Below are 26,833 nucleotides of genomic sequence, written 5' to 3' on the forward strand. Positions count from 1 at the left end.
TTTGCTGTGGTTGAAATAGCATGAGGCATGCATGCCCGCACGCTATCCAAAATCAACAGACAGGAGATAAAACATGAACCTATCCGATTTGAAACAGTTTGGGATCGATACCGAATATCCCTACAAGACCAAGTATGGCAACTATATTGGCGGCAAGTGGGTTGAGCCCGCGTCTGGCGAGTATTTCCAGAATATTTCACCTGTGAATGGACAGGTGTTTTGCGAAGTTGCCCGTTCCAATGCAGATGACATTGATCGCGCGGTGGATGCCGCCCATGCTGCGAAACGTGTCTGGGCGCAGACATCGCCAGCCGACAGGTCCAATTTGCTGTTGAAAATGGCAGATCGAATCGAGCAGAACCTGAAACTGCTTGCCGTGGCCGAAACCATCGACAATGGCAAGCCGCTGCGTGAAACCATGGCGGCCGATCTGCCGCTGGCCGTCGATCATTTGCGCTATTTTGCCGGTTGCATCCGGGCGCAGGAAGGCAGTATCTCCGAGATTGATCATACGACAGTCGCCTATCACTTCCAGGAGCCGCTGGGCGTGGTCGGCCAGATCATCCCGTGGAATTTTCCCATCCTGATGGCGATCTGGAAACTGGCACCGGCGCTGGCCGCAGGTTGCTGCGTTGTACTTAAACCTGCAGAGCAGACACCGGCTTCCATTCTGGTGTTGATGGAAATTGCCGGTGACTTGTTTCCTGCCGGCGTGATCAATGTAGTCAACGGTTACGGCAAGGAGGCAGGCAATGCACTGGCTACGCATAAGCGGATTGCCAAAATCGCGTTTACTGGTTCGACGGCAACAGGTAAACACATTCTGCATGCAGCTGCAGACAATCTGATTCCTTCGACGGTGGAGCTGGGCGGCAAGAGTCCCAATGTGTTCTTTGCCGATGTGATGGATCAGTCAGATGATTTCTTTGACAAGGCGCTGGAAGGCCTGTCTATGTTTGCGTTGAACCAGGGCGAAGTGTGCACATGCCCCTCGCGCATTTTGATTGAGGAATCGATTTACGATCAGTTCATCGAAAAAGCCATTGCGCGAGTGCAGAAAATGAAGACGGGCAATCCGCTGGATATGAACACCATGGTGGGGGCGCAGGCCTCACAGGCGCAGCTGGACAAGATTCTGGGCTATATCGATATCGGTCGCGATGAAGGCGCCGCTTGCCTGACCGGCGGCGAACGCAACCGCGTGCAAAGCCTGGAGGAAGGATATTACGTTTCTCCTACGCTGTTGCAGGGCAAGAACGATATGCGTATCTTCCAGGAAGAAATTTTCGGCCCCGTGGCTTCTGTGACGACCTTCCGTGATGAGGATGAAGCGTTGGAGATCGCAAACGACACATACTATGGTCTGGGTGCGGGCGTCTGGACCCGTGACGGCTCCAGGGCTTATCGCATGGGCCGCGGCATCGAGGCGGGTCGTGTCTGGACTAACTGCTATCACCTGTATCCTGCGCATGCGGCTTTCGGGGGCTACAAGCAGTCCGGGATCGGGCGTGAAACGCACAAGATGGCGCTGTCCAACTATCAACAGACCAAATGCCTGCTGGTCAGTTACAGTCCGAAGGCACTCGGGTTTTTCTGATCGAAAGTGCCGGCCGGGTCGTGCAATGCGATCCGGCTGTCTATATTTGCTCATACTCGGCTCATACCGGTACCGGTCTTTTTCATCAGGCTGGTACCGGTTTTGCCATTATGCAGTCGGCCTTTTTTGCTTTTTTGATATCACAAACGTAGTTAATATGATTGTGATACATTGAACAGATGGTTGCTATACTGAGCACGAATGCGCGGCGGGTTGGTCCGCATCGGAAGCAAAAACACGTCATGATGGGTTTTTGTATTTGGGAAACGAACAGCAAGGATGGCTACAATGATTACACTTGAAATTAACGGCAAAAAACACGATGTTGATCTGCCTGGCGATACGCCCATTCTCTGGGCTCTGCGCGATCACCTGGGATTTACCGGAACCAAGTTTGGCTGCGGCATGTCGCTGTGCGGCGCCTGTACGGTGCATCTGGATGGGGAACCCATACGTTCCTGTGTGACGCCGATTGCAGGAGCAGTCGGCAAGAAAATCGTCACGATTGAAGCCATGGCCGAGGACGAGACCGGCAAGGCGGTGCAGCAGGCCTGGGTAGAGATGGGCGTCCCCCAATGCGGCTTCTGCCAAACGGGACAGATCATGTCCGCTACTGCGCTGCTCAAGAAAACCCCCGCGCCGACCGATGCCGATATTGATGCCGCGATGAGCGGTAATTTATGCCGTTGCGGTACGTATACGCGAATTCGCGGCGCGATCAAAAACGTGGCTCAGGCCGGAGGTGCAAAATGAAACTGCGAGATCATGCAATCGCTATCGCCGCCACGGATGCGCAGATCAGCAATATCAGTCGTCGCAGCATGCTCAAGGGCCTTGCCCTGAGCGGCTTTGTGCTGGCAGTCGGTCTGCCGCTGCGAGCCTTTGCAGAAGGCGAAGAGCAGAAAGGGCCCAAAAAATACGGCGTGGATGCCATGCCTCATGGATATGTCGACAACCCGCTGGTCTTTGTTGCGATTGCGGCCGACGGTGCGGTTACGATTCTGTGTCATCGGGCCGAAATGGGACAGGGTGTGCGCACCAGTCTGCCCATGGTGGTCGCGGACGAGATGGAGGCGGACTGGGGGCGGGTGACCGTCAAGCAGGCCTGGGCAGAAGAGCCGCGTTTTGGCAATCAGGACACCGACGGTTCACGCAGTGTGCGTCACTTCTTCATGCCCATGCGTCGGGTGGGGGCAGCGGCACGGGCAATGCTTGTGTCTGCCGCAGCCAGCCAGTGGAATGTGCCGGTATCTGAGGTGGAAGCAAAGAATCACGAACTGGTTCATACGCCTACCGGTAAAAAACTGGGTTTTGGCGAGGTGGCGCAAAAAGCAGCGGATCTTGAGGTGCCCGACCGGGAAACGCTCAAGCTCAAACCGGCTGATGCATTTCGCTATATCGGCAAGGGTGAGACACACCTGGCGGATGGCATGGATATCGTGACCGGACGGGCCCAGTATGGCCAGGACGTCCGATTGGAAGGCATGTTGTATGCCGTTGTGGCCAGGCCGCCTGTGTTCGGCGGCAAGCTTGTCAAAGTGGACGATGCGGCTGCGTTGAAGGTGCCGGGCGTTGTCAAAGTGGTTACTATTCCCGGCTCGCCGCCACCTGCAGTGTTCAATCCACTGGGTGGGGTCGCGGTTATCGCAACCAATACCTGGGCGGCCATTGCCGGACGCAAGGCCCTGAAGATCGAATGGGAAGGCGGCCCGCATGCGTCTTATGATTCGGCAGCGTATCGCAAGCAGCTTGAAGCGGCGGTAAGCAAGCCGGCAGACAAGGCCGTGCGCAATGACGGCGATACAATGGCCGCTTTGGAGAGCGCTGCGAAACGCATCCAGGCCGAATATTACATTCCTCATCTGGCGCAGGCGCCGATGGAAACACCGGTTGCCACCGTGCGCATTGTCGATGGCAAATGTGAAGCCTGGGCCAGTGTCCAGGCGCCACAGGCCACGCATGACATGCTGACCAAATGGCTGGAGCTGCCTCCTGAAAACGTACGGGTCAACCAGACGTTGCTGGGTGGCGGTTTTGGTCGTAAATCGAAACCGGATTTTGTGGTGGAAGCGGGGCTTTTGTCCAAAGCGATGGACGGCAAGCCGGTGAAAGTAACCTGGACCCGGGAAGATGATATTCAGCATTCCTATTATCACACGGTCTCTGTGGAGCGGCTGGAAGCCGGCGTGGATGCGCAGGGCAAGGTAACGACCTGGCTGCATCGCAGTGCCGCGCCGTCCATCGGTTCCACCTTTGCCGATACGCAGCACCAGTCAGCCAGCGAGCTGGGCATGGGGGCGGCCAACGTGCCGTTCGCCATCCCCAACGTCAGGGTAGAGAACCCGCCGGCAAAGGCTCACACCCGGATCGGCTGGTTCCGCTCTGTGTCGAATATTCCACGCGCGTTTGCGATCCAGTCCTTTGTGTCCGAAATGGCCGCAGAGCTGAACAAGGATCATCGTGATTTTCTGCTGGATCTGATCGGCCCGGCCAGACGCATCAACCCGGCCGCGCTGTCGGATTCGTGGAATCATGATGAGTCGCCCGAGCTATACCCCGTCGATACGGGGCGGCTCCGTAATGTGATTGAAGTTGCAACGCGGGAGGCCGGCTGGGGTAAATCGCCCCAAAAAGGGCGCAGTATGGGGCTTGCGGCTCACTACAGTTTTGTCACATACGTTGCCACGGTTGTGCATGTCGAGATTTCGGATAGCGGTCAGTTATCCATTCCACGCGTAGATGTGGCGGTTGACTGCGGACCTCAGGTCAATCCGGAGCGGATCCGTTCCCAGATCGAAGGTGCGACCGTCATGGGTATCAGTCTGGCGACACTGGGTGAAATCAGCTTCAAGAACGGAGCGGCCGTACAAAGCAATTTTCACGATTACCGCATTACATCCATGATGAGCGCGCCACGGGAAATCCATGTGCATCTGGTGCCGGCAAAAGATTATGACGCGCCGCTGGGCGGTGTGGGGGAACCGGGCACACCGCCTGTGTCCGCCGCACTGTGCAACGCCATCTTTGCCGCGACGGGTAAGCGGATTCGCAGTTTGCCTATTGGGAATCAGTTGCAGAAGACCTGAGTCATTGCTCACCGGTGCCGTGCCGCTGCAACTGCTCCACCGTATCAATATCGATGAGACATCCCGGATCATTAACCGTAAAAACGGTCAATGCATCCGGATGTCGGCGAATGATCGTGCGCGCGCCTTCATCGCCGGTGATGCCAAGCAACTGGTCCCTGAACTTACTGGCAAACGCGACCGGATGTCCTGGTTTGCCCTGGTATGCCGGACGTATTATTTGTTCGCCCTGGCGCAGGCGTGAAGCAACGCCGCTCACCGTCTCGGCACGGATAAAAGGCATATCTGAAAGCGCAATGATCCAGCCTACGCTCGCGGGGCTGCTTTGGACACCGCAACGCAGCGAGGCGCTCATACCCTGGTGCGCTTCCGTGCAGTGAACAGTACGGACCGGCAAGTCGCCAAGCGCGCTGTGCACCGCCTGCTCCTGGGGGCCGCAAACGACAGTGACGTGGGCAATATGCTGCAGCAGCGTATGACAGACGGCATACACCATGGGCGTTCTGTCTGCCAGCGCCTGAACCGGCTTGTAGCGAGTGCCGGAGGCATCGAAGCGACTTCCCTTGCCGGCGGCCAGCACCAGAGCCACAATGTCCGGAACGCTGGTGGGGGAAGTACGCTCAGTCATTGGTCCGGTCAGGCAGCGTATTCGGAAGGGTTGGCCTTGGCGTGAGAAACATCAAAATTCTCGGGCAGAAGAAGTCCGTTTTTGACGGCAATCACTTCTGCCATCACGCTGACTGCAATTTCTGCCGGCGATTTGCTGCCGATATAGATGCCGATCGGTCCCCGTAAACGAGCTAACTGCGCCGGTGTCACGCCAAAATGCTCTTGCAGCCGGTCGCGGCGGGCCTGGTTGTTGCGACGAGAACCGATAGCACCGACATAAAATGCGTTCGATTGCAGCGCTTCGAGCAGCGCCAGATCGTCCAGTTTCGGATCATGGGTCAGTGCAATGACGCAGGTGCGACTGTCCGGACGGAACTGTGTGACAACGTCATCGGGCATATCTTCCAGAATCGTCACGCCGTGCACAGACCAGCCATTGCGATATTCGATGCGCGGATCACAGACAGTCACGGTAAAGCCGCTGAACAGCGCCATGGTGGCAACATATTCGGTCAGTTGGCCCGCGCCGATCAGCAGCATGCGAAACTCGGGACCGAAGGTGTTGAGCATACGTTGTTCATCGATACGCAACGGCAGCGGACTGGCCAATGGTTGTTGCTGCACCTGACCGGAGCGCAGATCGACGGCGCGTTCCATCAACTGGCCCTGATCCAGCGCGGCCACGAGCGCTTCCAGCGTCTGTACTTCAGGATTGAATTCAAGCAGAATTTCCAGCGTGCCGCCACAGGGCAGGCCGAATCGATAAGCCTCTTCTGCTGTGACACCGTAGCGCACCAGACAGGGCGGCGCGCCGTTGGTCAACGCATCTTTGTCGCTGCCGCCTGTGTAGCGATAGACCAGATCATCTTCAATGCAGCCGCCTGACACGGACCCGACTACAGCGCCGTCTTCGCACAGGGCCATGATCGAACCCAGGGGGCGCGGTGAAGAGCCCCAGGTGCGGATGACCGTGGCCAGCAGGGCTTTTTTTCCTTCGCGGCGCCAGGCAGCGATTTTGCGAAGTACGAGCACATCTAGGTTTTCCATTGCTTTGACCTGAGTTTTTCTATAGGAGCCGGGTGGACAGCGCACGACAATAATGATGATTGCAATATAACGATTGTAATGCATCCTGGACGTAATAATTCCGGCTAATGTTGTCCCGCGACGTGCTTCTGGCGTCATAAAAGGGTATCATTTGATCTAGATCATTGACTAGTCAAGCAAAGTATGGCTGGAAAATGATTTACCGCAACCCTTCCAAACACGAGAAAAGCAATGAAAATTAAACTGACACACACTGCCTGCGCAGTTGCGTGCGCTGCTGCATTCGGGACCGCCTCACTTGCGCATGCCAATACTGCTGCGGCGGATTCACAAGCTGTGCAGCAAAGTACGCCTTCCACATCCGCGACATTGATTGCAAAAGGCACTAGTGGCGCCATGACCCCCTTTCTTGTTGACGCCGAGGGACGCACGCTGTACACGTTGACTCAGGATGGGAAAAAAGCAGCGTGCGACGAGGCCTGTATGAAGCACTGGGATCCGGTCGTTTCAGAAACCCGTCCACTGGGCAAAGACATTTTGCCGGGTCTGCTGAAAACCGAAAAAAATGACAAAGGTGTTTCGCAGGTCAGCTACGGCGGACTGCCGCTGTATCGCTTTGATGGCGATACCAAACCGGGCGACATGAAAGGCCAGGGATTTGCCGACGTGGGCGTGATGGTTTCTGTACTGGGCACGGCCGAGCATCCGCAGGAAGCGGGTGAGAAAGTCGAAGCGACTCCTGAGATGATGGCCGCCGGTGCGAAAGTGTTCGCCAGTACCTGCGCCGCCTGCCATGGTGCAGAAGGCCAGGGCGCTTTCGGTACCAAGCTGGAAGGATTTGATCGCCTGGCCAACGGCCCTGCGCTGCTGAGCACAATTATTCACGGATTGAACAGTATGCCCGCACTGGGTGGTCAGTTCAACGACGAACAGGTCGCCGCAGTCGCAACGTATGTTCGCAACAGCTGGGGTAATAAGTTCGGTGGGGTTTCCGCCGAGCAGGCCAAGGCTGCACGCTGATCAGCACAACTGACCCGATGGGCAAGCAATCACAGTGACCTGCCCACCGTAATGAATATTGAAGAATAGGACACAAAATGAAAATCCATAGCCTTCTGGCTGTATCTGCCGCAGTGATGTTTGCCTGCGCGGCCCAGGCGCAAGTGAAGATTGAAAACTACAAACCGATTTCAAACGAACAGATTCTGAAACCGGCCGACGGCGACTGGCCAAGCTGGCGTCGTACGATCGATAACCAGGGCTATAGCCCGCTGGATCAGGTCAACAAGAAAAACGTGAAGCAGCTGGATCTGGCCTGGGCATGGTCTATGCCTGTGGGTGGCCTGCAGGAAACGGCGCCACTGGTTCACGACGGCATCATGTTCCTGGGCATGAACCGCAGTCATGTGCAGGCGCTGGACGCAACGACAGGCGATCTGATCTGGGAATACACACAGCCGCTGCCAAAATTTACGGGTGGCTATCATGATGCACAGGCGAATCGTCAACGCAACTCACTGGCGCTGTATGAAGACAAAGTCTATCTGACCACGCCTGATTCAAAACTGGTCGCGCTTGAAGCCAAAACCGGCAAGAAATTGTGGGAAGTTCAGGTCAATGAGTGGGAAAAAGGCTACAGCTTTACCGCCGGCCCGCTGGTTGTCGATGGCAAGGTCTTCACGGGCACATCCGGTTGCAGTATCACCGGCACGGCGGGTGGCTGCTACATCACAGCCCATGACGCTGAAACTGGCAAGGAGTTGTGGCGTCTGAATACCATCGGCGATCCTGCCGTGGACGACAGCTGGGGCGGCCTGGCCAAGGAAAACCGCTGGGGTGGCTCTCCCTGGATTACCGGTTCATACGATCCCAAACGCAAAATGCTGTACTGGGGCGTAGGTATGCCGATTCCGTATCCATCCATTCTGCGTGGCAGCGGCGATGGCGATGCGCTGTACACCAGTTCCACGCTGGCCATTGATGCTGAAACAGGCAAGGTCAAATGGCATTATCAGCATATGCCCAATGACGACTGGGATCTGGATAGCCCGTTCGAGCGTGTACTGGTCGAAAGCCAGATCGCGCCAAGCAAGGGCGAAGTGGCTTACATGAGTAAGGATGTCGAACCCGGCAAGAAATATGACGTGATCGCATCTGTTCCCGGTAAATACGGTACGGCCTTTGTGCTGGATCGGGACACCGGCAAGCTGCTGTGGGCTCGCGACACTGTTTATCAGAACGTGATCAAAGGCTTCACGGAAGATGGCAAAGTCATTACCAACACCGATCTGAAAGCCAAATCCATTGACGAAACCGTCAAGGTATGTGGGGGGCGCGATCTGGGCAAACTGTGGATGACCGCTGCTTATAGCCCGCTGACCAATGCACTGTATGTGCCTGTCAGCTCGTCTTGCAAGGAACTGACTCCCAAGCCGATCGAACTGCGTACCGGTGAGTCTGTAGGTGCCCAGGCATCTGGTGATGTCTCATTCGCGCCCGGTGAAGACAGTGTTGGTCGCGTGTATGCGGTTGATGTCAAAACCGGTAAGTTCCTGTGGGTTAAAAAGCAGAAGCCGATTTTCAGTTCAGGTGTGCTGACGACAGGCGGTGGCATTGTGTTCACCGGCGACAGCATGCGTGAATTTGCGGCATATGACCAGAACAACGGCGACAAGCTGTGGTCTATTCGTCTGAATACATCGATTGGCGGCTTCCCGATGACGTATAGCGTTGACGGCAAGCAGTACATTGCCGTGGTAACTGGACCCAATGCTCAAACGCCGCCTGCTGCGATCCTGAGTCCGGAGTTGAAGAATGTGGTTGACTCCGGTCATTCAGTTTTCGTGTTTGCGCTGGATGATATCAAGGCCAAGAGCGGTAAGAAATAAGGCGGTGAACGAAGTTGCGTGACGGCGTTCTGCTGTCACGCGGTTTCAATCAACCAGGGGTACCATACCGAACGCAACTTTACTACGTGATATCAGGCCTTAAACAGGACATTTATGCGCGATCTGCTGCTCTGGTTTGCTCTATAATTGTCGAATCTTAGGTTCGTTTATCGTGTTATTACATTGCGCAGGAGGTCACATGAAACTTGACGAACAGGACTTTGGCCAATGAGCGTTAATGGCTGGTCAAGCAGAGCGCCCCTTTGGGGCGCTTTCTCGTTGGCGTTCGCTGTCGCTGGGTATCAACATGTCGAAAGGGCGGGTATATGGCAATTTTTGAAAAAAAATCCCACCGCCCCCATCATGTGCTTAGCGACACTGATCGCGTACAACGGTCTTAGAACTCAAAGAAAAATAGCTCGGGTAAAAAACGCTCTCGATTTTCAAAATAATTATCTATCATCGGAAACATCAAAAGGGTATATAGTAAATGTTGTTCAAATTGCAAATACTAAGCCTGCAGACGAGCTTAGCGTCGCCACATTAAAAGGCCAAGATTTACTATGTGTTCGGGAGGTCTTGAACAGTTTTGAGAGAATGGCGATTGGTATTGACATCAAGGCTTACGATCCAGAAGTGCTCTTCAGATCATATGCGTCTACGGTATTGACGGTATGGAAAGCGTTGCGACCGTATATAAGGGAAAGGCAAAAAAGCACACCGCACGTATATTGTCATATAGATAAACTTGCAGCCGATTGGATGATGAAAACAGAAAAGAAGCGGAGCCGACGTAACGACCGAGGGTTATTTGCTGCAGCGTATGATGCTCAGTATCCCCGATAATGCCAGAGTTTGGGTCGAGGGGATACCGTTCAGGAGCAAAATTGCGGTGATGCTCAAAGACTCGCCGACAGCTTCCTTAGAAAATTCTCGCAGTCATTCAGTTGTGAAAACTCCACGAACTCATCCGGCTTATGCGCCTGTTCGATCATGCCGGGACCGCAGACAATCGTTGGAATGCCCAGCTCCTGGAACAGCCCCGCTTCGGTTCCGTAGGCTACCTTGCGCGTTTCCTTGTCCTGCGTCAGGGCGCGAACCAGCTCCGTAATGGCGGCCTGCTCAGAGGCTTCCAGCGGTGGCGCACTGGCGTCGGCGCTGATGTCGATGCGTGCGTCCGGAAACTCTTTCTGCATGCGTGGCAATAATTCGTTATTTACATATTCCTGGATTTTCGCCTGAATCTGTTCGCCGGGCATGCCGGGCAGGTTGCGGAATTCATAATTGAACTGGCATTCGCCGGGAATGGTGTTGACGGCAATGCCGCCCTGGATTTTATTGGTGGTAATGGTGCTGTAGGCCACATCATAGTGTTTGTCGTAAGGCCCGGTATCACGATAGTGATCGGCGAGATCACGAATGTGGCAGATCAGACGTGCCGCATGTTCAATGGCGTTGCATCCGAAAGGCGTGAGTGATGAGTGGGCCGCCTTGCCGTGAACACGGCAGGTGAACAGGTTGATGCCTTTGTGGGCAACGACGACGCGCATGCCGGTCGGTTCGCCGACGACGCATCCGTCGATTTTCTGATTGCGTTTTTGCAGTTCACGCAGCATGAATGGCGCACCGGCGCAGCCGACTTCCTCGTCATAGGAGAAGGCAAGATGGATCGGCTTTTTGCGGTTTTGCTGGAGAAACTCGGGGACCAGTGCCATTGCGGTTGCAATAAACCCTTTCATGTCGCAGGTGCCGCGACCGTAGAAACGATCCTTCGATGGGGACAGAACAAAGGGATCGCTGTTCCAGTCCTGGCCATCTACCGGGACGACATCAGTGTGGCCGGAGAGCGCGACGCCGCCCTGGGTTTGACCGTCGGCGGCAGGCAGCGTGGCAAACAGGTTGGCCTTGGCGCCCTTTTCATCTGTGGTCAGCCAGCAGTCTACACCCTGCGCCGACAGGGCATCACGCACAGTTTCAATCAGTCCCATATTGGAATTGCGACTGGTCGTATCCATACCAACCAGGGTGGCAAGCCAGTCTTCTTTGCTGAGTGTCGTGCTCATGTGAGTTTGTCCTTGATACATAATAAGAAAGATGGAAAAACCACAGAATCCCGGGTTTTTACGCCATAACTGTTCCAGCACGCTTGTGCTGTATGTCATTACAAAGTATTTTAATTTCTATTCTACCCGCTAAAGGATATTTTCATGCAACCCACCAAGGTTTCGGTGCGCAACCTGGCCGCTGCAGTGATCGGCAATGCGCTGGAATGGTACGATTTTCTGGTCTTTGCGTTCATGACGCCGATCATCGCCCGGCTCTTCTTCCCTGTGGATCCTTCGGCCAAAAGTGGCGATCTGAACGATATTCTGATGACAACCGCCATTTTCGGCGTGGGTTTCTTCATGCGACCTGTGGGCGGCATCATCCTGGGTATGTATGGCGACAAGTATGGGCGCAAGGCCGCACTCGTGCTGGTAACGTCGCTGATGGCTGTATCCATGGCGATCATTACGTTCTCCCCGACCTATCTGACAGCCGGCATTCTGGCCCCGATCCTGATTCTGATCGCCCGGCTGATCCAGGGGTTTTCAGCGGGTGGCGAGTTCGGTACGGCAACCGCATTACTGATTGAGATGGCGCCGCCAAACAAGCGCGGCTATTATGGGTCCTGGCAAATGACCGGGCAAATGATCGGTTTGCTGATTGGCGCCGGCGCCGGCACCTTGATGACGGTGTATTTTACACAAGAAGAAATTGAAGCCTGGGCATGGCGGATTCCGTTCTTTGTTGGCCTGGTCATCATTCCTGTCGCGGTCTATATTCGTCAGCAGCTGGATGAAACCGAGGTATTTCGCAATGCCAAGAAACAGGAAGCGGCTGAAGGTAAGCGTATCAGCATCGGCGAGCTGCTGGTGAGTGCCTGGCGTGAAACGGTCCTGGGTATTGGGCTTGTGGCGGCTGCCACCGTGACGGTATATATCACGTTTACGTATCTGGTGACATTTGCCACCAAGATACTGAATCTGCCCCTGCAGGAAACCTTTGAAGTGCAAATGCTGGGTGCATTGTGGGTGGTGATTATGACGCCGCTCATGGGCATCCTGGCCGACCGCATCGGTCGCAGCCGCTTGCTGATTACGTCCCTGGCTCTGTATTTTGTGATTCTGTTTCCGATTTACTCCTGGTTGACGGCCGCACCGAGCATCTCAAGGCTCATTGTCGTGCAGCTGGCGACCGGGCTTTGCGCGGCGGGCTTCTTTGCTGTTTTCAGCACGGTGATGGCCGTGTTATTTCCGACACGCGTCCGCTCGCTCGGGCTCTCCATTTCCTATAACCTGGCGGTCATGCTGATTGGCGGATTTGCACAATTTATCGTCACCTGGCTGATCCAGCAGACCGGCTCACCCATGGCGCCCACTTATTACGTCATGTTCGGGGTCGGGCTTGGGTTGATTGCCGCATTGGTTCTGGGCAAACGCGCCGATAGCGAAGTGACGCACTGACCACCGCACACGGCGCTATCGCGTAGCGGTGGCGCTGATCTCGGGCTCGATTTCTATGGGGAAATTGACCGAGTTGGCAATAAAGCATTTTTCATGGGCGTCATGGTGCAGATTCATTGCCATGGCGACGTCCTGTTCACGACTGACGGTGATCGTCGGTTTGAGCAAAATATGCGTGAATGCACCTCCTTGGGCATGCGTTTGCATGACACCATGGGCGTGATCGACATAGCTTAGAACCTGGATCCCGGCGTCAGCGCACAGATGCAGATACCAGAGCTTATGGCAGGCTGACACGGAGGCAACCAGCAGGTCTTCGGGACTCCAGCGTTGCGGGTCGCCGCGAAAAGCGGCATCCGCCGAGCCGGCAACGTCGGGTTTGCCTGCGGCCTGGATAACATGATCGCGATCATAACTCTTGTAGTTGAGTGTTCCGTCACCGCGATTGCCTGTCCATTCGATGGTGATTTCGTAGTCGTGCGTGACGGCCATGGGTCTGCTCCTGAATACAAGTAATAATGACGTATTTTCTGATATGGCGGATATCCGGTCAACGGGCTCAGCGGTCAGAATGCCAGGTCTGTGCGAATCGGTTTCCATATCTGAATCTGCCGGGATTGGGTCAGCAGCCCGGGCAAGGTGTCCCAGAATTCCTTGCGATAAGGCCTGTGCTGCTGGACATTGATCACATCTTCATGATCCGACCAGGTTTCATAAAGCATATACGTATTGTCAGACGCCGGATCCCGGTGCAGCACGGCATTGATAAAAGTTGCTTCGTTACGCATCGCATCGAGCACGGGCTCAAGCAATGCCAGGAACTGCGCCTGGGCCCCGGTTTTCAGATGGAAGATAATAACGTAGGTTTCTTCAGTTGAAGGATTCACGGTTGAGCTCAGGGTACGCTGATTTGTATTTTTGTGTAAATCAGGGCTTGATTCGGACAGGTCGGTCATGCGATATTTCCTTCTTTATCAGATAGAGGATAAGATTCATCCTGCAGTGAAGTGCGGTGCAAACTCAGGGGCGCAAAAGGGCTGTGGGATAGACTGTGATATAAAACGCGGCTTGTGTCCATTACCCGTCAGGTAATGGTTTTTTGTTTTTGTCCCGTTTATGCTTGAACCGGCTGTCTGCCCGAGTTTGCTGTCGGGCACGCGCCAGCAAGCGGTGCTTCGGTTGGCCCGCCCGTGTTAAACCCCTGGAATCTGCGACAATCATGACAAACCCTACCGTCGGCAGTCTTATTCGTGACTGGAGACAGCGGCGGCGCTATAGTCAGCTTGGTCTGGCCTGTCTGGCGAATATCTCGGCCAGGCACTTGAGCTTCATGGAAACCGGCAGGGCAAAGCCCAGCCGCCAGATGCTGCTGTTGCTGGCCGAGCAACTGGATATCCCGTTGCGACAACGCAATGAGATGCTGCTGTGTGCAGGCTATGCGCCACATTATGCGGAGCATGCAATGGACGATGTGCCGCTGCACGAAGCACACACGGCGATCACAACCGTGTTAACCGCGCACGAACCCTTTCCTGCCATGGCGGTCGATGGCCACTGGAATCTGGTGCATGCCAATCGCAGTCTGTCGTTATTGCTTGCCGATGTCGCTCCCGAATTATTGACGCCACCGGTAAACGTATTGCGGCTGGGTCTGCATCCGCAGGGAGTGGCATCACGTATTCTCAATCTGGCGCAATGGCGCGCGCATCTGCTGCAGCGGTTGCGAAGACAGTACGAACAGACCGCCGATCCCTGGCTGCTCGCGCTATACGATGAGCTGGAGTCTTACCCCGTGCCGGAAGGTACCGCGCCATTTGCACATATAAACCATGCCATTGCCGTACCGTTGCAATTGCAAACGGATGAAGGCGTGCTGTCGTTGCTTAGCGCGACCATGACCTTTGGTACCCCGCTGGAAGTGGCGCTTTCCGAATTGGTGCTGGAAATATTTTTGCCGGCCAATGCCGGTTCTGCGGCGATCCTGCGGAATCAGGCAATGTTTGCAGAGCAAATGGCTTGACCTTTATATAGGTTGAGGTTTTACACTGCAATCGTCATTTATTCTTTTACCCGGAGTGTTTTGATGAAGACCCCGCTCACAGATTACAAAATCGATCTGAACGCGTATTTTGCCAGGCTCGGTTATACAGGTTCCAAAGAAGCCACGCTGGACACCCTTGCGGCGCTCCAGCTGCAGCACCAGAAAGCAATTTCATTTGAAAATCTTGACCCATTTCTGAACAGGCCGGTGCTGCTCGATCTGCCCAGCGTGGAGCACAAGCTTGTCTTCAGTGATCGCGGTGGTTATTGCTATGAGCAGAATCTGTTGTTCGCCCACGTGCTGCATCGATTGGGGTTTGTCGTATCGAATCTGATGGCACGCGTGCAATGGGGCAGCGAGGACAGCGAAATTACACCGCGATCTCATATGCTGCTGCACGTCAGGCTGGATAACCGTCCATATATTGTTGATGTTGGCTTCGGGGGCAATTCCATTCCCGAACCCATGATCATGAATCGTGAAAATGCGCAGCAGACCGCTTATGGCACCTATCGGTGTTTGCTGATCGATGGCGAATACTGGCTTCAGCTCCATACTGACGGTGGCTGGCGCCGCATGTATCGCTTCGACTTGACCAGGCAGCATCCGGTCGATTATATAGCGCCCAACTATTACACCTCTACTCATGACGATTCGCATTTTCGTCATTCAATCATCGCGGCCAGAATTTTCCAGGACGGGCGGCATAACCTGCTCAATAACCGGTTAACGACGCGTTATCGGGATGGTCACACGGTGCAAAAAATGTTGGGGAGCGCCGACGAAACCCAGGACGTGTTGTTGGAGGTCTTTGGCGTTCGCGTGCCCGACGTGGCTGCTTTTCAAAAAAAATGGAAGCAGTTAGCGCAAGGGTGGGAAGTGGGCACCCGGCCCGCTGTCCGAGAGCCGGTCCATGTAATTGCGCAGGGGGCATGAGGCGATCGACAGGCAACCGCATCCGATACAGCCGGTCAGCTGATCACGCAGGGCAATGAGCGCCTGAATACGCTCGTTCAGGTCGTCATGCCAGATGCTGGACATTTTTTCCCAATCGGCGACATCAGGCGTTCTTCCTCGCGGCAGCGTGGAAAACGCTTCGGCGATTTCCGTCAGTGGGATACCAACCCGTTGCGCCACTTTGATGATGGCTACCCGCCGTAGCACGTCTCGCTTATAGCGACGCTGATTGCCGCTGTTTCTTACGCTTTCGATCAATCCTTTGCGCTCATAAAAATGCAGTGCCGACACGGCAACGCCGCTGCGCTGGGCTACCTCGCCCACAGAGAGCAGTTTTCCATGATCCTCGGGTCGTATTTCTGACATGACAGTTCCTGTTGCCTTGCGTCGTTAATTCGGCTGGGTTGAATTAATATCCCTGTTGTAGTCAGGGTCTATAAATTTCAAAAATATGATTTGCATCAAGAAACCACCTGAATATCGCTGGTGGCATCGGGGCGGATGCTTCAGAATAACAGTTGAAATTAAATTAGAAGGTTTGAAAATATGACGGAGCTGTCCGCCGATAAATTGGCACAATTCATTAGCAATATAACATTTGAAAAAGTGCCGGTATCGGTTCGGGAGCAGATTCGCTGGCGCCTGCTGGACGCATTGAGCACCTTGCTTGGTGACGAGACGAACGTCATGAGGCTGGTTCCGATCACGAGTCAGGGGCGCTCAGGCCATGAGCAGGCAAGTGTTGCTGCTGAGGGGCGAGCATTATCATTAGAGTCAGCGCAAATTGCTCTGTCCGTGGGCGCATTGCTTGAGGCTGGGCCACTGCCTGCCTGGAGCACCCAGGCGTTCGCAAAGACAAACGCCTCAATCATCGCTGCTGCGTGGTCTGCTGTGGAATCCACAGGTGGAAACGGACGCCTGCTGATGGAGGCATTGGCGGCAGGTTATGCCGCGGCGGCTGTTCTGGCCGAAGGGGTTCCTGATGACGACACGCTTGCCGGGCGCGTGGGCGCATGTAGCGCTGCGGTCGGGGCAGCAGCAGCGGCAGCCAAAGCACAGGGTCTGTCGGCTACCGCCACGCTGAATGCCATGGGGTTCGCTGCCGGGCAGGCCGCTCAATTGGCAGAGGATACGAACAAGAGATCGGATGCTGTCGGTCACTCCGGGGCAGCCCGCGCTGCGATGGACGGCGTGTTGTCGGCTCACATGGCTGTTACCGGGGCCGTCAGTCCTGCAGACTTGATCAACCTACTCAAGCAGGGCAGGCAAGCAGTTCCCATCGGTGCCGATGCCTGGCAATTGGCGCTCGACCGGCAACCTGCGCCAACCGCAGATCAATCCGCGCAGCGTTTTCGGGAACGGCTCTCTGCGAGTAACGGGATGGCGAGGATAGACGCGATTATTAAGCTTATTGCGCGCCTGGAGCATACCGAACCAGGGGTAATCAGGTCCTGTATTCTGCCGTGACAGTACGAGACAATCCAGGAGAATGGTCTTCGATATCATCAATGTGATATACTAAACGTATACGTTTCATATAATCGGCTCGTTATCGGGAGCGACTTTATGGCGGCGTAACCCTGTGGTTGCGCCGTTTTGTTCTAAGATCACATGGATACATTATGGGTATTGTAAAAATTTCCGACCAGATGCACGAGAACCTGCGTCTGGCAAGCACGGCCTTGAGCCGCTCCATCAACGCGCAGGCCGAACACTGGATGCGAATCGGCATGCTGGCCGAAATGTACCCAGATCTTGATCACAGCGATCTTTGCCGCATGCTGGTGCAGGCAGGCCAAAGCGGCTCGCTGGATCTGGGTGCTATCTCTGCCATGGGGGCCGCGCCTGCACGCGCCGATAATGCGACTGGAGCCCGCCAATGAGCAACCGTGTGTCGATCAAGTCTGCAGAAGACATTGCCAAGGCCCGGATTGCAGGCAGGCTGGCGGCCGAGGTGCTGCATATCATTTCGCCCCACGTGAAACCAGGTGTGACTACAGACGAGCTGGACCGGCTGTGTTACGAACATATTGTGAATGTGCAAAACGCCATTCCAGCCAACATTGGCTATCACGGCTTTCCCAAAACGGTCTGTACCTCTGTCAATCATGTCATTTGTCATGGTATTCCGTCGGATAAAGTACTGCGCAACGGCGATATTATCAATATCGACGTGGCCGTCATCAAAGATGGCTGGTACGGCGACACCAGCCGGATGTATTTCGTGGGCGAACCCGGGCCGCTGGCCAGGCGTCTGGTCCATACTACCTATGAAGCCACGCTGGCCGGTATCCGTCAGGTGCGCCCGGGCGCGACACTGGGCGACGTGGGATACGCCATACAGAACGTGGCGCACCGTGAAGGCTTCAGTATCGTACGTGAGTACTGCGGTCATGGCATCGGGCAAATCTATCATGATGATCCTCAAGTGCTGCACTATGGTCGGCCCGGTGAAGGGCTCAAGTTGCAGGAAGGCATGATGTTCACCATCGAGCCCATGATCAACGCGGGTAAACGGCATTCACGACAACTGGCAGACGGATGGACCGTGGTCACCAAGGATCATTCGCTGTCGGCGCAATGGGAACATATGGTGGTCGTCACAGCCGATGGATTCGAGGTGCTGACACCGTGGCCCGAAGATCAGGAAGGCTACGAGCCGATACGCTAGATGCGTCCTGCGGGTCGGCCGTCATGCTGAGATGCGTACGGTCACTCGCTGCAGATAGAGGCTTGATCGCTTCAGAGATAGAATCAATTATCGTACAAGATGGTCGACAAAGAGTCTGGATGGCCGCGGCAATGCCGCGTAGCTGCGCATATATATTTTTAATTCACGCTGTGACCAGTCGTCGGTCAATGGAATTGTTGTGACGTCCTGGTGGGTTTTGGCAGATTGAATAATTCCGTTTGCCATAATAGCGATGCCCAGATTTTGCGCCACCAGGTATAGAACCACATCCAGGGAATCCACATGTGCCCGGAAATGCAACGTTTTGCCGGATTCGGCAGCGCGGCTCTTCAGGAATGACGTTGTACGGGATTGGGCCTGCAGGCTGATGAAGTCAAAATCGAGCAGGTCGGCGAAGCCTACTTCTCGCATGGTAGCGAGCGGGTGCGAGCGGTGCATTATCGCGACCAGACTGTCGGTAGAGTAATGCCGCAATTGCAGACCCTCCGCGTCAATATTGCCCAGACAAATTCCTACATCTACTTTTCCTTCGAGCACCGCCTGCGCGACCTCGCTGCTGGTTCGTTCCTGAAGATCAATGTTAATGAGTGGATGCAGCTTCAAAAAGCTGCCGATATCCCGGGACAGGAACTGGATGATTGACGACGCATTGGCGTATAGCTGGACTTGTCCTTTTTCTCCTTTGCTGTAATCATCCATTTCATTTTGCATTCGTTCAGTATGCAGCAGGATCTGTCTTGCGTGATTCAGAAACGACAGGCCCGCAGACGTGGGCGTCACACCCCGGTTGCCGCGTATCAATAATGAAATGCCGAGGTTGTCTTCCAGCTCCGCCAGTCTTTTGCTGACGGCCGAGGGGGCGATGGCTTCACGCTCTGCCGCGTGTGAAATGCTGTTTTCTTCACATACCGCGACAAACAGTTTTAGTGTCAGAAAGTCCGGACGCCAGTTCGGCATGACTCAATCTCCAGAAAATGGCTCAGCCATCGCCATTGGCGAAACCAGGGTTCGTCAAATACTGCGCCAGCGCTTGCGTATCAAAGATAAGATTATTCTACAGAACATAACAATTGTATAGAAACAAAAAGGGCAGCCCGATTCGGTGCAACCCGATACGTAATGGACAGGAAACGCATGACGCAGGATTCGACTAAACACACAAGCGGGCCCCTGGAGGGCGTCAAGGTACTGGATTTCGGCCATATGGTCATGGGACCGTCCTGCGGACTCGTACTGGCTGATCTTGGCGCCCAGGTCATCCGGATCGAGCCGCCAGGCGGAGACCCAACCCGTAAACTTAAGGGTTTCGGGCTGGGGTTTTTCACTTGTTTCAATCGGAATAAAGCCAGCGCGCAGTTCGATCTCAAACAGAGCGAGCAGGCGCAGGATTTGATTCCCAGAGCGTTGCGCTGGGCCGATGTCATCATCGAAAACTTCGCCCCCGGTGTGATGAAAAAACTGGGAATGGATTATGCTGCCGCCCGCCAGATCAATCCACGCCTGATCTATTGCTCGCTCAAGGGTTTTCTGCCTGGTCCCTATGAAAATCGTCTGGCTCTGGATGAGGTCGCACAGATGATGGGCGGTATGGCCTATATGACCGGTCCTGCCGGGAAGCCAATGCGTGCCGGCGGTTCCATCGTGGATATTACAGGCGGCATGTTCGGTGCCATCGGTATCCTCGCGGCATTGCGTCAGCGGGAACAGACGGGCAGGGGGCAACTGATACAAAGCGCGCTTTTTGAAACCGCTGCGTTTTATACAGGGCAGCATATGGCGTATTCAGCAATGTCAGGTGAAATACCCAAACCAATGCCCGAACGGGATCATGTTTTTACCGTCTATGATCTGTTCGATACGAAAGATAGTCAGGTTTTTGTTGCCGTCACCAGTGAGCAGCAATGGCAGCGATTCTGTGCAGAATTTGCGTTGCCACATCTTTACGCCAGACCGGATTACGCGACCCAGGCCGAGCGCCTGAAGGACCGGGCCAATCTGATTGCCGCCATTGCAGCAGTCCTGCGCACCATGGGGAGTGATGAGGTGGTACGCAGATGTGCACGGGCAACATTGCCTGTGGCAAAGATCAACAGACCCGATCAGCTGAAAGACGATGAACACTTGGTTCAAAGTAATCAGTTGCTGAACACGCAGCTGCCGGATGGGCGGGATGTCCAAATTCCGGCACTGCCCTTTCGCATGAGCGAACATGATTTTCAGGTGACAATGCAGCCCCAGGCCGCAGGACGGCAGACAAGGGCCTTCCTTGCACAACTGGGATATAGCGCCAGGCAGATAGATGCCATGGCGCAGAGCCAATTTATTCAGCAGACAGAGGAGACAGTATGAGCGACATACCGGGTTTTGTACATATTCGTGAAGAAGGTCCACGCGAAGGCTTTCAGATAGAACCTGGGCCTATCAGTACGGAAGATAAAATCCGGCTGGTCGACGCATTGTCTGCGACGGGGGTCAAGCACATTCAGATCGCCTCTTTCGTCAATCCCAGGGCCGTACCCGGCTGGCATGATGCCGAAGCTGTTATTGCGGGCATGAAAGCGGCGCCCGGGGTGGACTATACCGCCTTGTGGTTCAACGAGAGGGGGCTGCAAAGGGCACTTGCCTATCGGGACAAACTGCAGGTCAGTGGTTCGCTCATACTCTGTGCCTCCGATGTGTTTTCAAGGAAAAACCTGAATCGAAGTTACGAGGAGCATCTGGCGGTCCTGCGCCAGCAGACGATTTCTTTGAGCCTGCATGACGTGCCAATCACCCGGGTGGGCGTGATGGCTGCCTTCGGTTGCAATTACTCGGGCGATGTGGCTGTTGAGCAGGCCCTGGCGGCAGCCAGGGACGGTATTGCGATTGCAGCAGAGGCAGGGCATCGCATTCACGAAATAACGCTTGCCGACAGCATGGGGTGGACGACACCGGCACGTACCGAAAAACTGGTTGGGGCGTTTCGCAATGCCTGGCCCGAGACGACACTGATTTTGCATCTGCATGACACACGCGGCATGGGCGTGGCAAGCGCTCATGCCGCACTCAAAATGGGCGTGACGCATTTTGACAGCACGGTTGCAGGCCTTGGCGGGTGTCCGTTTGCCGGCAGACCCGGCGCTACCGGAAATATTGCCAGTGAAGAGCTGGTTCTGCTTTGTTCGGAAATGGGCATCGAAACGGGTATTGACCTGGAGGCCCTGATCGAAGCCGGACGTCTCGCGGAACAGATCGTTGGCCATCCTCTGCCGAGCACGTTGTTGAGGGCAGGTTCGCTGGATGCCTGTCGTGCGGCAGCCTGATCATTATTATTATTTAAGTTGCAACAAAACAAAAAGGAGACATTATGAGTTCGAGCATCCGACATCTGTTTTTATCCGCAGTCGCGACGTGTTGCGCTGTCATGGTCGCGACGACACCAGCCTACGCGGCAAAAGAGTGGCCGCGCCATCCAATTACACTCATTGTGCCGTATACGGCTGGCGGTCCGGTCGATACAATTGCGCGCGTCCTGTCTCCAGCGCTGGAGAAGCAATTGGGACAAACTGTTGTGGTAGAGAACAAGCCCGGTGCGTCAGGACTGATCGGCATTAATTCCACCTTGAAGGCCAAGCCCGATGGTTATACATTTGGATTTGGCGTGCTTGGCATCTTTGCAATCGCGCCGCACCTGAACAAACTGCCATTCAGCCTGGATGAGATCGGGTATGTCTCTTTGCTTTCGATCAGTCCGCATGTTTTTGCGGTGAATCCGGCTGCAGGAAATCATTCGCTGAAGGAGCTGATCGAGAACGCAAAAAAACACCCGGATGCCATGAATTTCGGTTCTCCCGGCACCGGCTCGAGCACGCACCTGGACGGGTTGCTGCTGAACAAAGCCGCCGGAATCAATCTGACGCATATTCCCTACAAGGGCGGCAATAACGTGCTCAATGCGCTTGCGGCAAACGAGATTCAGATGACGGCATCGGAAATATCCGCCGTTTTGGCGCTCAAGGATAGCTTGAAAATTGTCGCTGTCATGGGCGACAAAAGATCGCCGGTTCTGCCTGACGTGCCAACAACAACAGAATTGGGTTATCCTGAAGTGACGGCCAGTTCCATTTACGGCATCATTACGCCCAAGGCCACGCCGGTTGCGATTATCGACCAATTCCGCCATGCCCTTGCCGGGGCATTGAAAGACAAGGCAGTTGGCGATTTCTTTGCCCGACAGGGACAGGTGGCCCAGACTTCCTCATCGGAAGCATATAAAACCATGATGGATACCGAGAGGGCAAAGTGGAAACGCATCATTGACGAGAATAAAATCGTGGTCAAATAAAGAAAGGGATTACAGTTTCGGCAAAAAGGTCAATAATATAGCTTATTGACATTAAATGGCGAATATTTTAGTATGATTCGCTGAACACGCCCGGCATGCTGCGATGATGACACTTGTCATGCCGGTGTGATATCGGGAAGGAAAAATGGGCAGACAAAGCGAAATGAAAGTATGTGTGATTGGTGCCGGCGCAATTGGCGGCTATCTGGGCGTGAAACTGGCCGAGAGCGGCGCACAGGTCAGTGTGCTGGCACGAGGCAAAACATTACAGGCCATCCAGACGCGTGGCTGGATCCTTGAGGAAGGAGAAAAGCGCCTGGTGGCCAAAGTAAAAGCGTCATCGGATCCACAGGCGCTGGGCGTGCAGGATGTGGTGATTATTGCTGTCAAGGCACATGCGCTGGCGGATGTTGCACCTATGGTGTCGTCGCTCTGTCACGAAGAGACTGTGGTGATCCCGGCGATCAATGGTATTCCGTGGTGGTTCAGTCATGGGATGGCCCGCTTTGGCGTGCCGGCCCGGCTTGATTCTGTTGATCCCGAGGGCGTCATTGATCAGGCGATTGATAGCCACCGCGTGCTCGGCAGTGTCGTTTATCCCTCATGCTACAGTCCCGAACCTGGGGTATCTCATCATAGTTCGGGCACCAGGCTGGTATTGGGCGAAATTGCATCGCCTTCAACTGCAGGAGGCAGCACCGAACGGCTTGCGCGTGTCGTCGCACTTTTCAATGCCGCCGGCCTCGCCGCAGAGCAGACAGATGCTATTGGACGCGCGGTCTGGGAAAAACTGCTGGGAAATGTCTGTTTCAATCCGGTCAGTTTGCTTACCGGTTCATCCACCGATCTCTTGATCGATGATCCCCGTGTTTATGAGGTGTTTGTTGCATTGATGAACGAAGTCACTGCCGTGGGCGCCGCTCTGGGCCTGGATATTAGCGTGGCACCACCACAGCGGCTTGCCGTCACCCGCAAGCTTGGCAGGGTCAAGACATCGATGTTGCAGGACGCCGAAGCCGCCAGACCGGTAGAGGTGCAGGCCATTGCGGGCGCATTTGTGGAAGTGGCCCGTGCGCTGAATATCGAGACACCGATTGCATCGACGATTTACGCACTGGCCCGCATGCGCGCCCAGACTTTCGGGCTGCTTAAACAATAAAAGAGACACCCCTACACATGGCAATCACATACGAATTGATCAAACAGGTCACCGCGCAGCTTTATGAACGCTCGCTCAAGCAAATTCCCGATGATACACGTCAGGCTCTGGTGGAGGCGGGGGCGCGCGAGACCAATGAAACCGGTCGCAGAACTTTGCAGATAATGGTTGAGAGCGCCGATGCCGCACGCCGCAAGCAATCGCTGGTCTGCTCCGACTCAGGGGTGCCAGTCTATTTCATGCAGATCGGCACGCAGGCGCGTTTTGAAGGCAATGTAAAACAGGCCATTGACGATGGCTTTGCTGAACTGGTCACGACGATCGACCCGCCCCTGCTGCCGCACGTAACCAACCCCCTGACGCTGGAGCGCGGCTACAAGGGCAAGGGGATGCCGATCACGACGTTCGATCTGGTTGACGGTGCGGATTATATCGATATCACCTGTTCGCCCAAAGCATTGGGGTCGGGGCGCTGGGCTGCACTGGAGATATTCAGTTTTCCCGATTTGCCGACAATAGAAAACTTCGTGATGGAAACGGTGCTCAAGGCCGGATCCCAGCCCTGTCCCCCGGTTGTTATCGGCGTAGGCATTGGCGGCTCGTTTGATTATGCAGCTAAGATGGCCAAAGAAGCGACGCTGCGAAAGATCGGTACGGTCAACAGCGAGCCGATCCTGGTCGAAATGGAAGCGCGCCTGCTGCAGCGGATCAATAAAACCGGTTTTGGACCGATGGGCACCGGCGGTGACAGTACCTCTATGGCCGTGCATATCAATTATTCTGCCGGGCATGGATTCACGCCGGTGGCGGTCTGTTTCAACTGCTGGATCAACCGTCGTACCCGAGCGCGTTGCTATAACGATGGTCGTGTCGAAATATTGGAGTGAACGGATATGAGTATCACCACCCATCGCATGACATTCCCCCTGACGGCTGCGGATGCGCGTACGTTGCGAGCCGGCGATCAGGTCATTATTGACGGTGAGATTATTATTACCGCCGGGCTGCCGACCCACGCAAGGTTTCTGGACTGCCTGGATGACAAGGAGCCGTTTCCGATGGATTTGCATGGCGCGTCGTTATTTCATCTGGGCAGCTATAGCCGGGAGACCGACGGGCAGTTTGAAATCCTGTATGTCAATCCGACGACCAGCACGCGTTTCAACCCGCATATGCCGCGGCTGATCCGGGAGCTGGAGCTGCATGCGACCGGTGGCAAGGGGGGATTGGACGAGGCCAGTGCGAAAGCCATGCAGGAAGCCGGTTGCGTGTATTTGTCTTTTCTCGGCGGGGGCTGCACACTGCTGAGCGAAGCGATCGAAGAAGTGCTGGAAGTGGGCTGGCGCGATATGCTGACGCATTATCGTGTGGTCAGGCTGCGCGTCAAGGGGCTGGGGCCGGTCACGGTGGGAATCGATGCGCATGGCAATAATCTTTACACGCAAATTCGTGACGCTGCACGAGAACAACTGAAAGCACAATCGTGATGTTGTTTGCGGTGGATCGATGCCTTCGTTGCATCCGAAACCCTCTTGCATGGGTTGCAGTATCACTGCCGGGTATTCATTCGTCATTCGCGGTAAGATGACGATAGGCCAGCCCTGCGGGGTGCGCCGAATGCACAAGGAGGCGGCGATGAAGAAAAATCCTGTTCAAACCAAACGTGTATACGATGAACCGGCCGCAAGCGATGGCTACCGTGTACTGGTGGATCGCCTGTGGCCGCGGGGGGTGAAGAAAACGGATTTGAAATACGATCTTTGGCTCAAGGACATTACGCCCAGCAGCTCGTTGCGCAAATGGGTCCATGAAGACAAGACGCGATGGGCCGAGTTTACGAAACGTTATTGCGCTGAGCTAGACACAGAACCTGACGCCGTCGACCTGTTGCTGGACAAGGCCCGCCACGGATGCGTTACCTTGCTGTATGCGACGAAGGACGAGTCGCACAATCATGCGAACGTGCTGCGCGATTATTTGATTTCCCACCTGAATGATTCTGATCATTCGGATTCGGAGCGTTAGTTGTACAGGTATGCATGCCCCGTGTGCCGATGCCAGTGCGGCATCAGCTGCGTGAGCGATAGCCAAGCAATGACGAAATTTTTTCAGCAGCAGTAATAATGGTCGGCGCCAGATTATGCATGATGCGGGGTTTCAGCCTGTCTGCGGGTCCCGATACGCCAAGAGCTGCGATCACTCTGCCCGACCCGTCGCGTATGGGAGCAGCAACGCCGCATACTTGTTCGCGCCATTCTCCGATATTGACCGCAAAACCCTGAAGACGCACGCGTTCGAGTTCGCTATCGAGTTGCTGTGGGCGTGTCATACTCTTGGAGGTGTAGGCGGAAAGCGCGATTTTTACGGATTCCAACGTTGCGGCGTCGGACCAGGCCAACTGTGCTTTTCCTGTTGCAACACATTGGGCAGGTGCTCGCCCGCCAACGGTGGTGTATGCGCGAACAGGCTGGGGACTGTCAATTTTTGCCAGATACAATACCTCTATCCCATCCAGGGTAGAAAGGTGCACCGTTTCCGATGTTTCCGTAGCGAGTGCTTTCATGAACGGGTCGGCGACATGCCGGACATCCAGTCGCCCAAAAACGTGGGACCCCAGCTCCCATAACTTCATTGTCAGTTCGTAGCGCCCGGTATCCGCGACATTCCGGGCAAAGCCCTGATGAACAAGGCCTTGCAGCAATCGGTGAACATTGCTTTTTGTCAACTGCAGTTCACTTGCCAGTTCCGTTACACCGCAGGCCTGTTCGCTGCGCGCCAGCGTTTCCAGAAGGACAAGCCCTTTCAGAAATGTTTTATCCATACTTTTACCAGTAAGTGAGCCAATGAGGCTCAGTAATTTTTATATAGTGTAATAGTATATCAAATACTGGAACAACAATAATATACTCCTCCGCTGAGGAGATTGA

Annotated in this window: 27 protein-coding genes; 19 read left to right on the forward strand and 8 right to left on the reverse strand. The window is 54.9% G+C overall.

Features of this window, described 5'->3' with window-relative positions:
- The first annotated feature begins 73 nt into the window (after positions 1-73).
- The 3 genes from exaC (at position 74) to W822_RS31135 (ending at position 4,683) form a co-directional block, all read left to right on the forward strand.
- Positions 74-1,597 (forward strand): acetaldehyde dehydrogenase ExaC, encoded by a 1,524-nt coding sequence (gene exaC / locus W822_RS31125; protein WP_024004500.1) that lies wholly within the window; start codon positions 74-76, stop codon positions 1,595-1,597.
- A 288-nt stretch (positions 1,598-1,885) separates the two neighbouring features.
- Positions 1,886-2,350 carry a (2Fe-2S)-binding protein gene (locus W822_RS31130; RefSeq protein WP_024004501.1) on the forward strand — a complete coding sequence of 155 codons (465 nt, stop codon included), beginning with the start codon at positions 1,886-1,888 and terminating at the stop codon, positions 2,348-2,350.
- Positions 2,347-4,683 (forward strand): xanthine dehydrogenase family protein molybdopterin-binding subunit, encoded by a 2,337-nt coding sequence (locus W822_RS31135; RefSeq protein ID WP_051401635.1) that lies wholly within the window; start codon positions 2,347-2,349, stop codon positions 4,681-4,683. Before W822_RS31130 ends, W822_RS31135 begins: the two co-directional genes overlap by 4 nt.
- Position 4,684: 1 nt before the next feature.
- On the opposite strand, the gene W822_RS31140 is transcribed toward W822_RS31135, so the two are convergent.
- Positions 4,685-5,311 (reverse strand): nucleotidyltransferase family protein, encoded by a 627-nt coding sequence (locus W822_RS31140; protein ID WP_051401636.1) that lies wholly within the window; start codon positions 5,309-5,311, stop codon positions 4,685-4,687.
- 8 nt (positions 5,312-5,319) lie between these two features.
- On the reverse strand, positions 5,320-6,339 hold the full coding sequence (locus W822_RS31145; RefSeq protein ID WP_024004504.1) for an XdhC family protein: 1,020 nt from the start codon (positions 6,337-6,339) through the stop codon (positions 5,320-5,322).
- Between the two features lie 231 nt (positions 6,340-6,570).
- Here W822_RS31145 and W822_RS31150 point away from each other — a divergent pair, with 231 nt between their 5' ends.
- The 3 genes from W822_RS31150 (at position 6,571) to W822_RS31160 (ending at position 10,073) form a co-directional block, all read left to right on the forward strand.
- Positions 6,571-7,359 (forward strand): c-type cytochrome, encoded by a 789-nt coding sequence (locus W822_RS31150; protein WP_051401637.1) that lies wholly within the window; start codon positions 6,571-6,573, stop codon positions 7,357-7,359.
- Between the two features lie 77 nt (positions 7,360-7,436).
- Complete coding sequence (locus tag W822_RS31155) at positions 7,437-9,227, forward strand: pyrroloquinoline quinone-dependent dehydrogenase (RefSeq protein WP_024004505.1); 1,791 nt, start codon at positions 7,437-7,439, stop codon at positions 9,225-9,227.
- 228 nt (positions 9,228-9,455) lie between these two features.
- The gene (locus tag W822_RS31160) at positions 9,456-10,073 is read left to right on the forward strand and encodes a DUF4760 domain-containing protein (RefSeq protein WP_024004506.1); all 618 of its coding nucleotides are present in this window, start codon (positions 9,456-9,458) and stop codon (positions 10,071-10,073) included.
- 53 nt (positions 10,074-10,126) lie between these two features.
- Here W822_RS31160 and argE read toward each other — a convergent pair whose 3' ends face one another.
- The gene (gene argE / locus W822_RS31165) at positions 10,127-11,290 is read right to left on the reverse strand and encodes an acetylornithine deacetylase (protein WP_024004507.1); all 1,164 of its coding nucleotides are present in this window, start codon (positions 11,288-11,290) and stop codon (positions 10,127-10,129) included.
- A 144-nt stretch (positions 11,291-11,434) separates the two neighbouring features.
- Between argE and W822_RS31170 the strand changes: the two genes are divergently transcribed.
- Positions 11,435-12,733: an MFS transporter gene (locus tag W822_RS31170; RefSeq protein WP_024004508.1), complete on the forward strand. Its 1,299-nt coding sequence runs from the start codon at positions 11,435-11,437 to the stop codon at positions 12,731-12,733.
- Positions 12,734-12,748: 15 nt separating this feature from the next.
- Here the strand turns inward: W822_RS31170 and W822_RS31175 are convergent, their stop codons facing one another.
- A complete protein-coding gene (locus W822_RS31175; protein WP_024004509.1) occupies positions 12,749-13,225 on the reverse strand; it encodes an OsmC family protein in 477 nt (158 codons plus the stop codon).
- A gap of 74 nt (positions 13,226-13,299) precedes the next feature.
- Positions 13,300-13,689 carry a putative quinol monooxygenase gene (locus tag W822_RS31180; protein ID WP_024004510.1) on the reverse strand — a complete coding sequence of 130 codons (390 nt, stop codon included), beginning with the start codon at positions 13,687-13,689 and terminating at the stop codon, positions 13,300-13,302.
- A 263-nt stretch (positions 13,690-13,952) separates the two neighbouring features.
- Between W822_RS31180 and W822_RS31185 the strand changes: the two genes are divergently transcribed.
- Entirely contained in the window at positions 13,953-14,753 is an 801-nt protein-coding gene (locus tag W822_RS31185; protein ID WP_034279505.1) for a helix-turn-helix domain-containing protein, read from the forward strand.
- A gap of 63 nt (positions 14,754-14,816) precedes the next feature.
- Positions 14,817-15,710 (forward strand): arylamine N-acetyltransferase family protein, encoded by an 894-nt coding sequence (locus W822_RS31190; protein ID WP_051401638.1) that lies wholly within the window; start codon positions 14,817-14,819, stop codon positions 15,708-15,710.
- On the opposite strand, the gene soxR is transcribed toward W822_RS31190, so the two are convergent.
- Positions 15,636-16,097, reverse strand: a complete 462-nt coding sequence (gene soxR, locus W822_RS31195; RefSeq protein ID WP_024004513.1) for a redox-sensitive transcriptional activator SoxR — start codon at positions 16,095-16,097, stop codon at positions 15,636-15,638. The genes W822_RS31190 and soxR overlap by 75 nt on opposite strands.
- A 180-nt stretch (positions 16,098-16,277) precedes the next feature.
- On the opposite strand from soxR, the gene W822_RS31200 reads away from it, so the two are divergent.
- The 3 genes from W822_RS31200 to map all read left to right on the forward strand — a co-directional run bounded on the left by W822_RS31200 (position 16,278) and on the right by map (position 18,402).
- Positions 16,278-17,198, forward strand: coding sequence for an MmgE/PrpD family protein (locus W822_RS31200; RefSeq protein ID WP_024004514.1), 921 nt, complete (start codon positions 16,278-16,280; stop codon positions 17,196-17,198).
- 155 nt (positions 17,199-17,353) lie between these two features.
- Positions 17,354-17,614 carry a ParD-like family protein gene (locus W822_RS31205; protein ID WP_024004515.1) on the forward strand — a complete coding sequence of 87 codons (261 nt, stop codon included), beginning with the start codon at positions 17,354-17,356 and terminating at the stop codon, positions 17,612-17,614.
- Entirely contained in the window at positions 17,611-18,402 is a 792-nt protein-coding gene (gene map, locus W822_RS31210; protein ID WP_024004516.1) for a type I methionyl aminopeptidase, read from the forward strand. The genes W822_RS31205 and map overlap by 4 nt, the downstream gene beginning before the upstream one ends.
- Before the next feature lie 87 nt (positions 18,403-18,489).
- On the opposite strand, the gene W822_RS31215 is transcribed toward map, so the two are convergent.
- Positions 18,490-19,380, reverse strand: coding sequence for a LysR family transcriptional regulator (locus W822_RS31215; RefSeq protein WP_024004517.1), 891 nt, complete (start codon positions 19,378-19,380; stop codon positions 18,490-18,492).
- A 177-nt stretch (positions 19,381-19,557) separates the two neighbouring features.
- Here W822_RS31215 and W822_RS31220 point away from each other — a divergent pair, with 177 nt between their 5' ends.
- The 7 genes from W822_RS31220 to W822_RS31250 all read left to right on the forward strand — a co-directional run bounded on the left by W822_RS31220 (position 19,558) and on the right by W822_RS31250 (position 25,931).
- Entirely contained in the window at positions 19,558-20,772 is a 1,215-nt protein-coding gene (locus tag W822_RS31220; protein WP_024004518.1) for a CaiB/BaiF CoA transferase family protein, read from the forward strand.
- Positions 20,769-21,725, forward strand: a complete 957-nt coding sequence (locus W822_RS31225; RefSeq protein ID WP_024004519.1) for a hydroxymethylglutaryl-CoA lyase — start codon at positions 20,769-20,771, stop codon at positions 21,723-21,725. The genes W822_RS31220 and W822_RS31225 overlap by 4 nt, the downstream gene beginning before the upstream one ends.
- A 44-nt stretch (positions 21,726-21,769) precedes the next feature.
- On the forward strand, positions 21,770-22,747 hold the full coding sequence (locus W822_RS31230) for a Bug family tripartite tricarboxylate transporter substrate binding protein (protein ID WP_024004520.1): 978 nt from the start codon (positions 21,770-21,772) through the stop codon (positions 22,745-22,747).
- 145 nt (positions 22,748-22,892) lie between these two features.
- Entirely contained in the window at positions 22,893-23,906 is a 1,014-nt protein-coding gene (locus W822_RS31235; RefSeq protein ID WP_051401639.1) for a ketopantoate reductase family protein, read from the forward strand.
- Positions 23,907-23,923: 17 nt separating this feature from the next.
- Positions 23,924-24,793, forward strand: a complete 870-nt coding sequence (locus W822_RS31240; protein WP_024004522.1) for a fumarate hydratase — start codon at positions 23,924-23,926, stop codon at positions 24,791-24,793.
- A 6-nt stretch (positions 24,794-24,799) separates the two neighbouring features.
- A complete protein-coding gene (locus tag W822_RS31245) occupies positions 24,800-25,393 on the forward strand; it encodes a fumarate hydratase C-terminal domain-containing protein (RefSeq protein ID WP_024004523.1) in 594 nt (197 codons plus the stop codon).
- Positions 25,394-25,541: 148 nt separating this feature from the next.
- Positions 25,542-25,931 carry a DUF488 domain-containing protein gene (locus W822_RS31250; RefSeq protein WP_024004524.1) on the forward strand — a complete coding sequence of 130 codons (390 nt, stop codon included), beginning with the start codon at positions 25,542-25,544 and terminating at the stop codon, positions 25,929-25,931.
- Positions 25,932-25,974: 43 nt separating this feature from the next.
- Here the strand turns inward: W822_RS31250 and W822_RS31255 are convergent, their stop codons facing one another.
- Positions 25,975-26,727 (reverse strand): IclR family transcriptional regulator, encoded by a 753-nt coding sequence (locus W822_RS31255; RefSeq protein WP_024004525.1) that lies wholly within the window; start codon positions 26,725-26,727, stop codon positions 25,975-25,977.
- Between the last annotated feature and the right edge of the window lie 106 nt (positions 26,728-26,833).

Source organism: Advenella kashmirensis W13003 (assembly GCF_000506985.1).
Lineage (GTDB): Bacteria > Pseudomonadota > Gammaproteobacteria > Burkholderiales > Burkholderiaceae_B > Advenella > Advenella kashmirensis_A.

What these genes read in the sequence shown, in the direction of transcription:
- exaC (WP_024004500.1), top strand. Translation starts at nt 74, where the DNA reads ATGAACCTATCCGATTTGAAACAGTTTGGGATCGATACCGAATATCCC.
- W822_RS31130 (WP_024004501.1), top strand. Translation starts at nt 1,886, where the DNA reads ATGATTACACTTGAAATTAACGGCAAAAAACACGATGTTGATCTGCCT.
- W822_RS31135 (WP_051401635.1), top strand. Translation starts at nt 2,347, where the DNA reads ATGAAACTGCGAGATCATGCAATCGCTATCGCCGCCACGGATGCGCAG.
- W822_RS31140 (WP_051401636.1), bottom strand. Translation starts at nt 5,311, where the DNA reads ATGACTGAGCGTACTTCCCCCACCAGCGTTCCGGACATTGTGGCTCTG.
- W822_RS31145 (WP_024004504.1), bottom strand. Translation starts at nt 6,339, where the DNA reads ATGGAAAACCTAGATGTGCTCGTACTTCGCAAAATCGCTGCCTGGCGC.
- W822_RS31150 (WP_051401637.1), top strand. Translation starts at nt 6,571, where the DNA reads ATGAAAATTAAACTGACACACACTGCCTGCGCAGTTGCGTGCGCTGCT.
- W822_RS31155 (WP_024004505.1), top strand. Translation starts at nt 7,437, where the DNA reads ATGAAAATCCATAGCCTTCTGGCTGTATCTGCCGCAGTGATGTTTGCC.
- W822_RS31160 (WP_024004506.1), top strand. Translation starts at nt 9,456, where the DNA reads ATGAGCGTTAATGGCTGGTCAAGCAGAGCGCCCCTTTGGGGCGCTTTC.
- argE (WP_024004507.1), bottom strand. Translation starts at nt 11,290, where the DNA reads ATGAGCACGACACTCAGCAAAGAAGACTGGCTTGCCACCCTGGTTGGT.
- W822_RS31170 (WP_024004508.1), top strand. Translation starts at nt 11,435, where the DNA reads ATGCAACCCACCAAGGTTTCGGTGCGCAACCTGGCCGCTGCAGTGATC.
- W822_RS31175 (WP_024004509.1), bottom strand. Translation starts at nt 13,225, where the DNA reads ATGGCCGTCACGCACGACTACGAAATCACCATCGAATGGACAGGCAAT.
- W822_RS31180 (WP_024004510.1), bottom strand. Translation starts at nt 13,689, where the DNA reads ATGACCGACCTGTCCGAATCAAGCCCTGATTTACACAAAAATACAAAT.
- W822_RS31185 (WP_034279505.1), top strand. Translation starts at nt 13,953, where the DNA reads ATGACAAACCCTACCGTCGGCAGTCTTATTCGTGACTGGAGACAGCGG.
- W822_RS31190 (WP_051401638.1), top strand. Translation starts at nt 14,817, where the DNA reads ATGAAGACCCCGCTCACAGATTACAAAATCGATCTGAACGCGTATTTT.
- soxR (WP_024004513.1), bottom strand. Translation starts at nt 16,097, where the DNA reads ATGTCAGAAATACGACCCGAGGATCATGGAAAACTGCTCTCTGTGGGC.
- W822_RS31200 (WP_024004514.1), top strand. Translation starts at nt 16,278, where the DNA reads ATGACGGAGCTGTCCGCCGATAAATTGGCACAATTCATTAGCAATATA.
- W822_RS31205 (WP_024004515.1), top strand. Translation starts at nt 17,354, where the DNA reads ATGGGTATTGTAAAAATTTCCGACCAGATGCACGAGAACCTGCGTCTG.
- map (WP_024004516.1), top strand. Translation starts at nt 17,611, where the DNA reads ATGAGCAACCGTGTGTCGATCAAGTCTGCAGAAGACATTGCCAAGGCC.
- W822_RS31215 (WP_024004517.1), bottom strand. Translation starts at nt 19,380, where the DNA reads ATGCCGAACTGGCGTCCGGACTTTCTGACACTAAAACTGTTTGTCGCG.
- W822_RS31220 (WP_024004518.1), top strand. Translation starts at nt 19,558, where the DNA reads ATGACGCAGGATTCGACTAAACACACAAGCGGGCCCCTGGAGGGCGTC.
- W822_RS31225 (WP_024004519.1), top strand. Translation starts at nt 20,769, where the DNA reads ATGAGCGACATACCGGGTTTTGTACATATTCGTGAAGAAGGTCCACGC.
- W822_RS31230 (WP_024004520.1), top strand. Translation starts at nt 21,770, where the DNA reads ATGAGTTCGAGCATCCGACATCTGTTTTTATCCGCAGTCGCGACGTGT.
- W822_RS31235 (WP_051401639.1), top strand. Translation starts at nt 22,893, where the DNA reads ATGGGCAGACAAAGCGAAATGAAAGTATGTGTGATTGGTGCCGGCGCA.
- W822_RS31240 (WP_024004522.1), top strand. Translation starts at nt 23,924, where the DNA reads ATGGCAATCACATACGAATTGATCAAACAGGTCACCGCGCAGCTTTAT.
- W822_RS31245 (WP_024004523.1), top strand. Translation starts at nt 24,800, where the DNA reads ATGAGTATCACCACCCATCGCATGACATTCCCCCTGACGGCTGCGGAT.
- W822_RS31250 (WP_024004524.1), top strand. Translation starts at nt 25,542, where the DNA reads ATGAAGAAAAATCCTGTTCAAACCAAACGTGTATACGATGAACCGGCC.
- W822_RS31255 (WP_024004525.1), bottom strand. Translation starts at nt 26,727, where the DNA reads ATGGATAAAACATTTCTGAAAGGGCTTGTCCTTCTGGAAACGCTGGCG.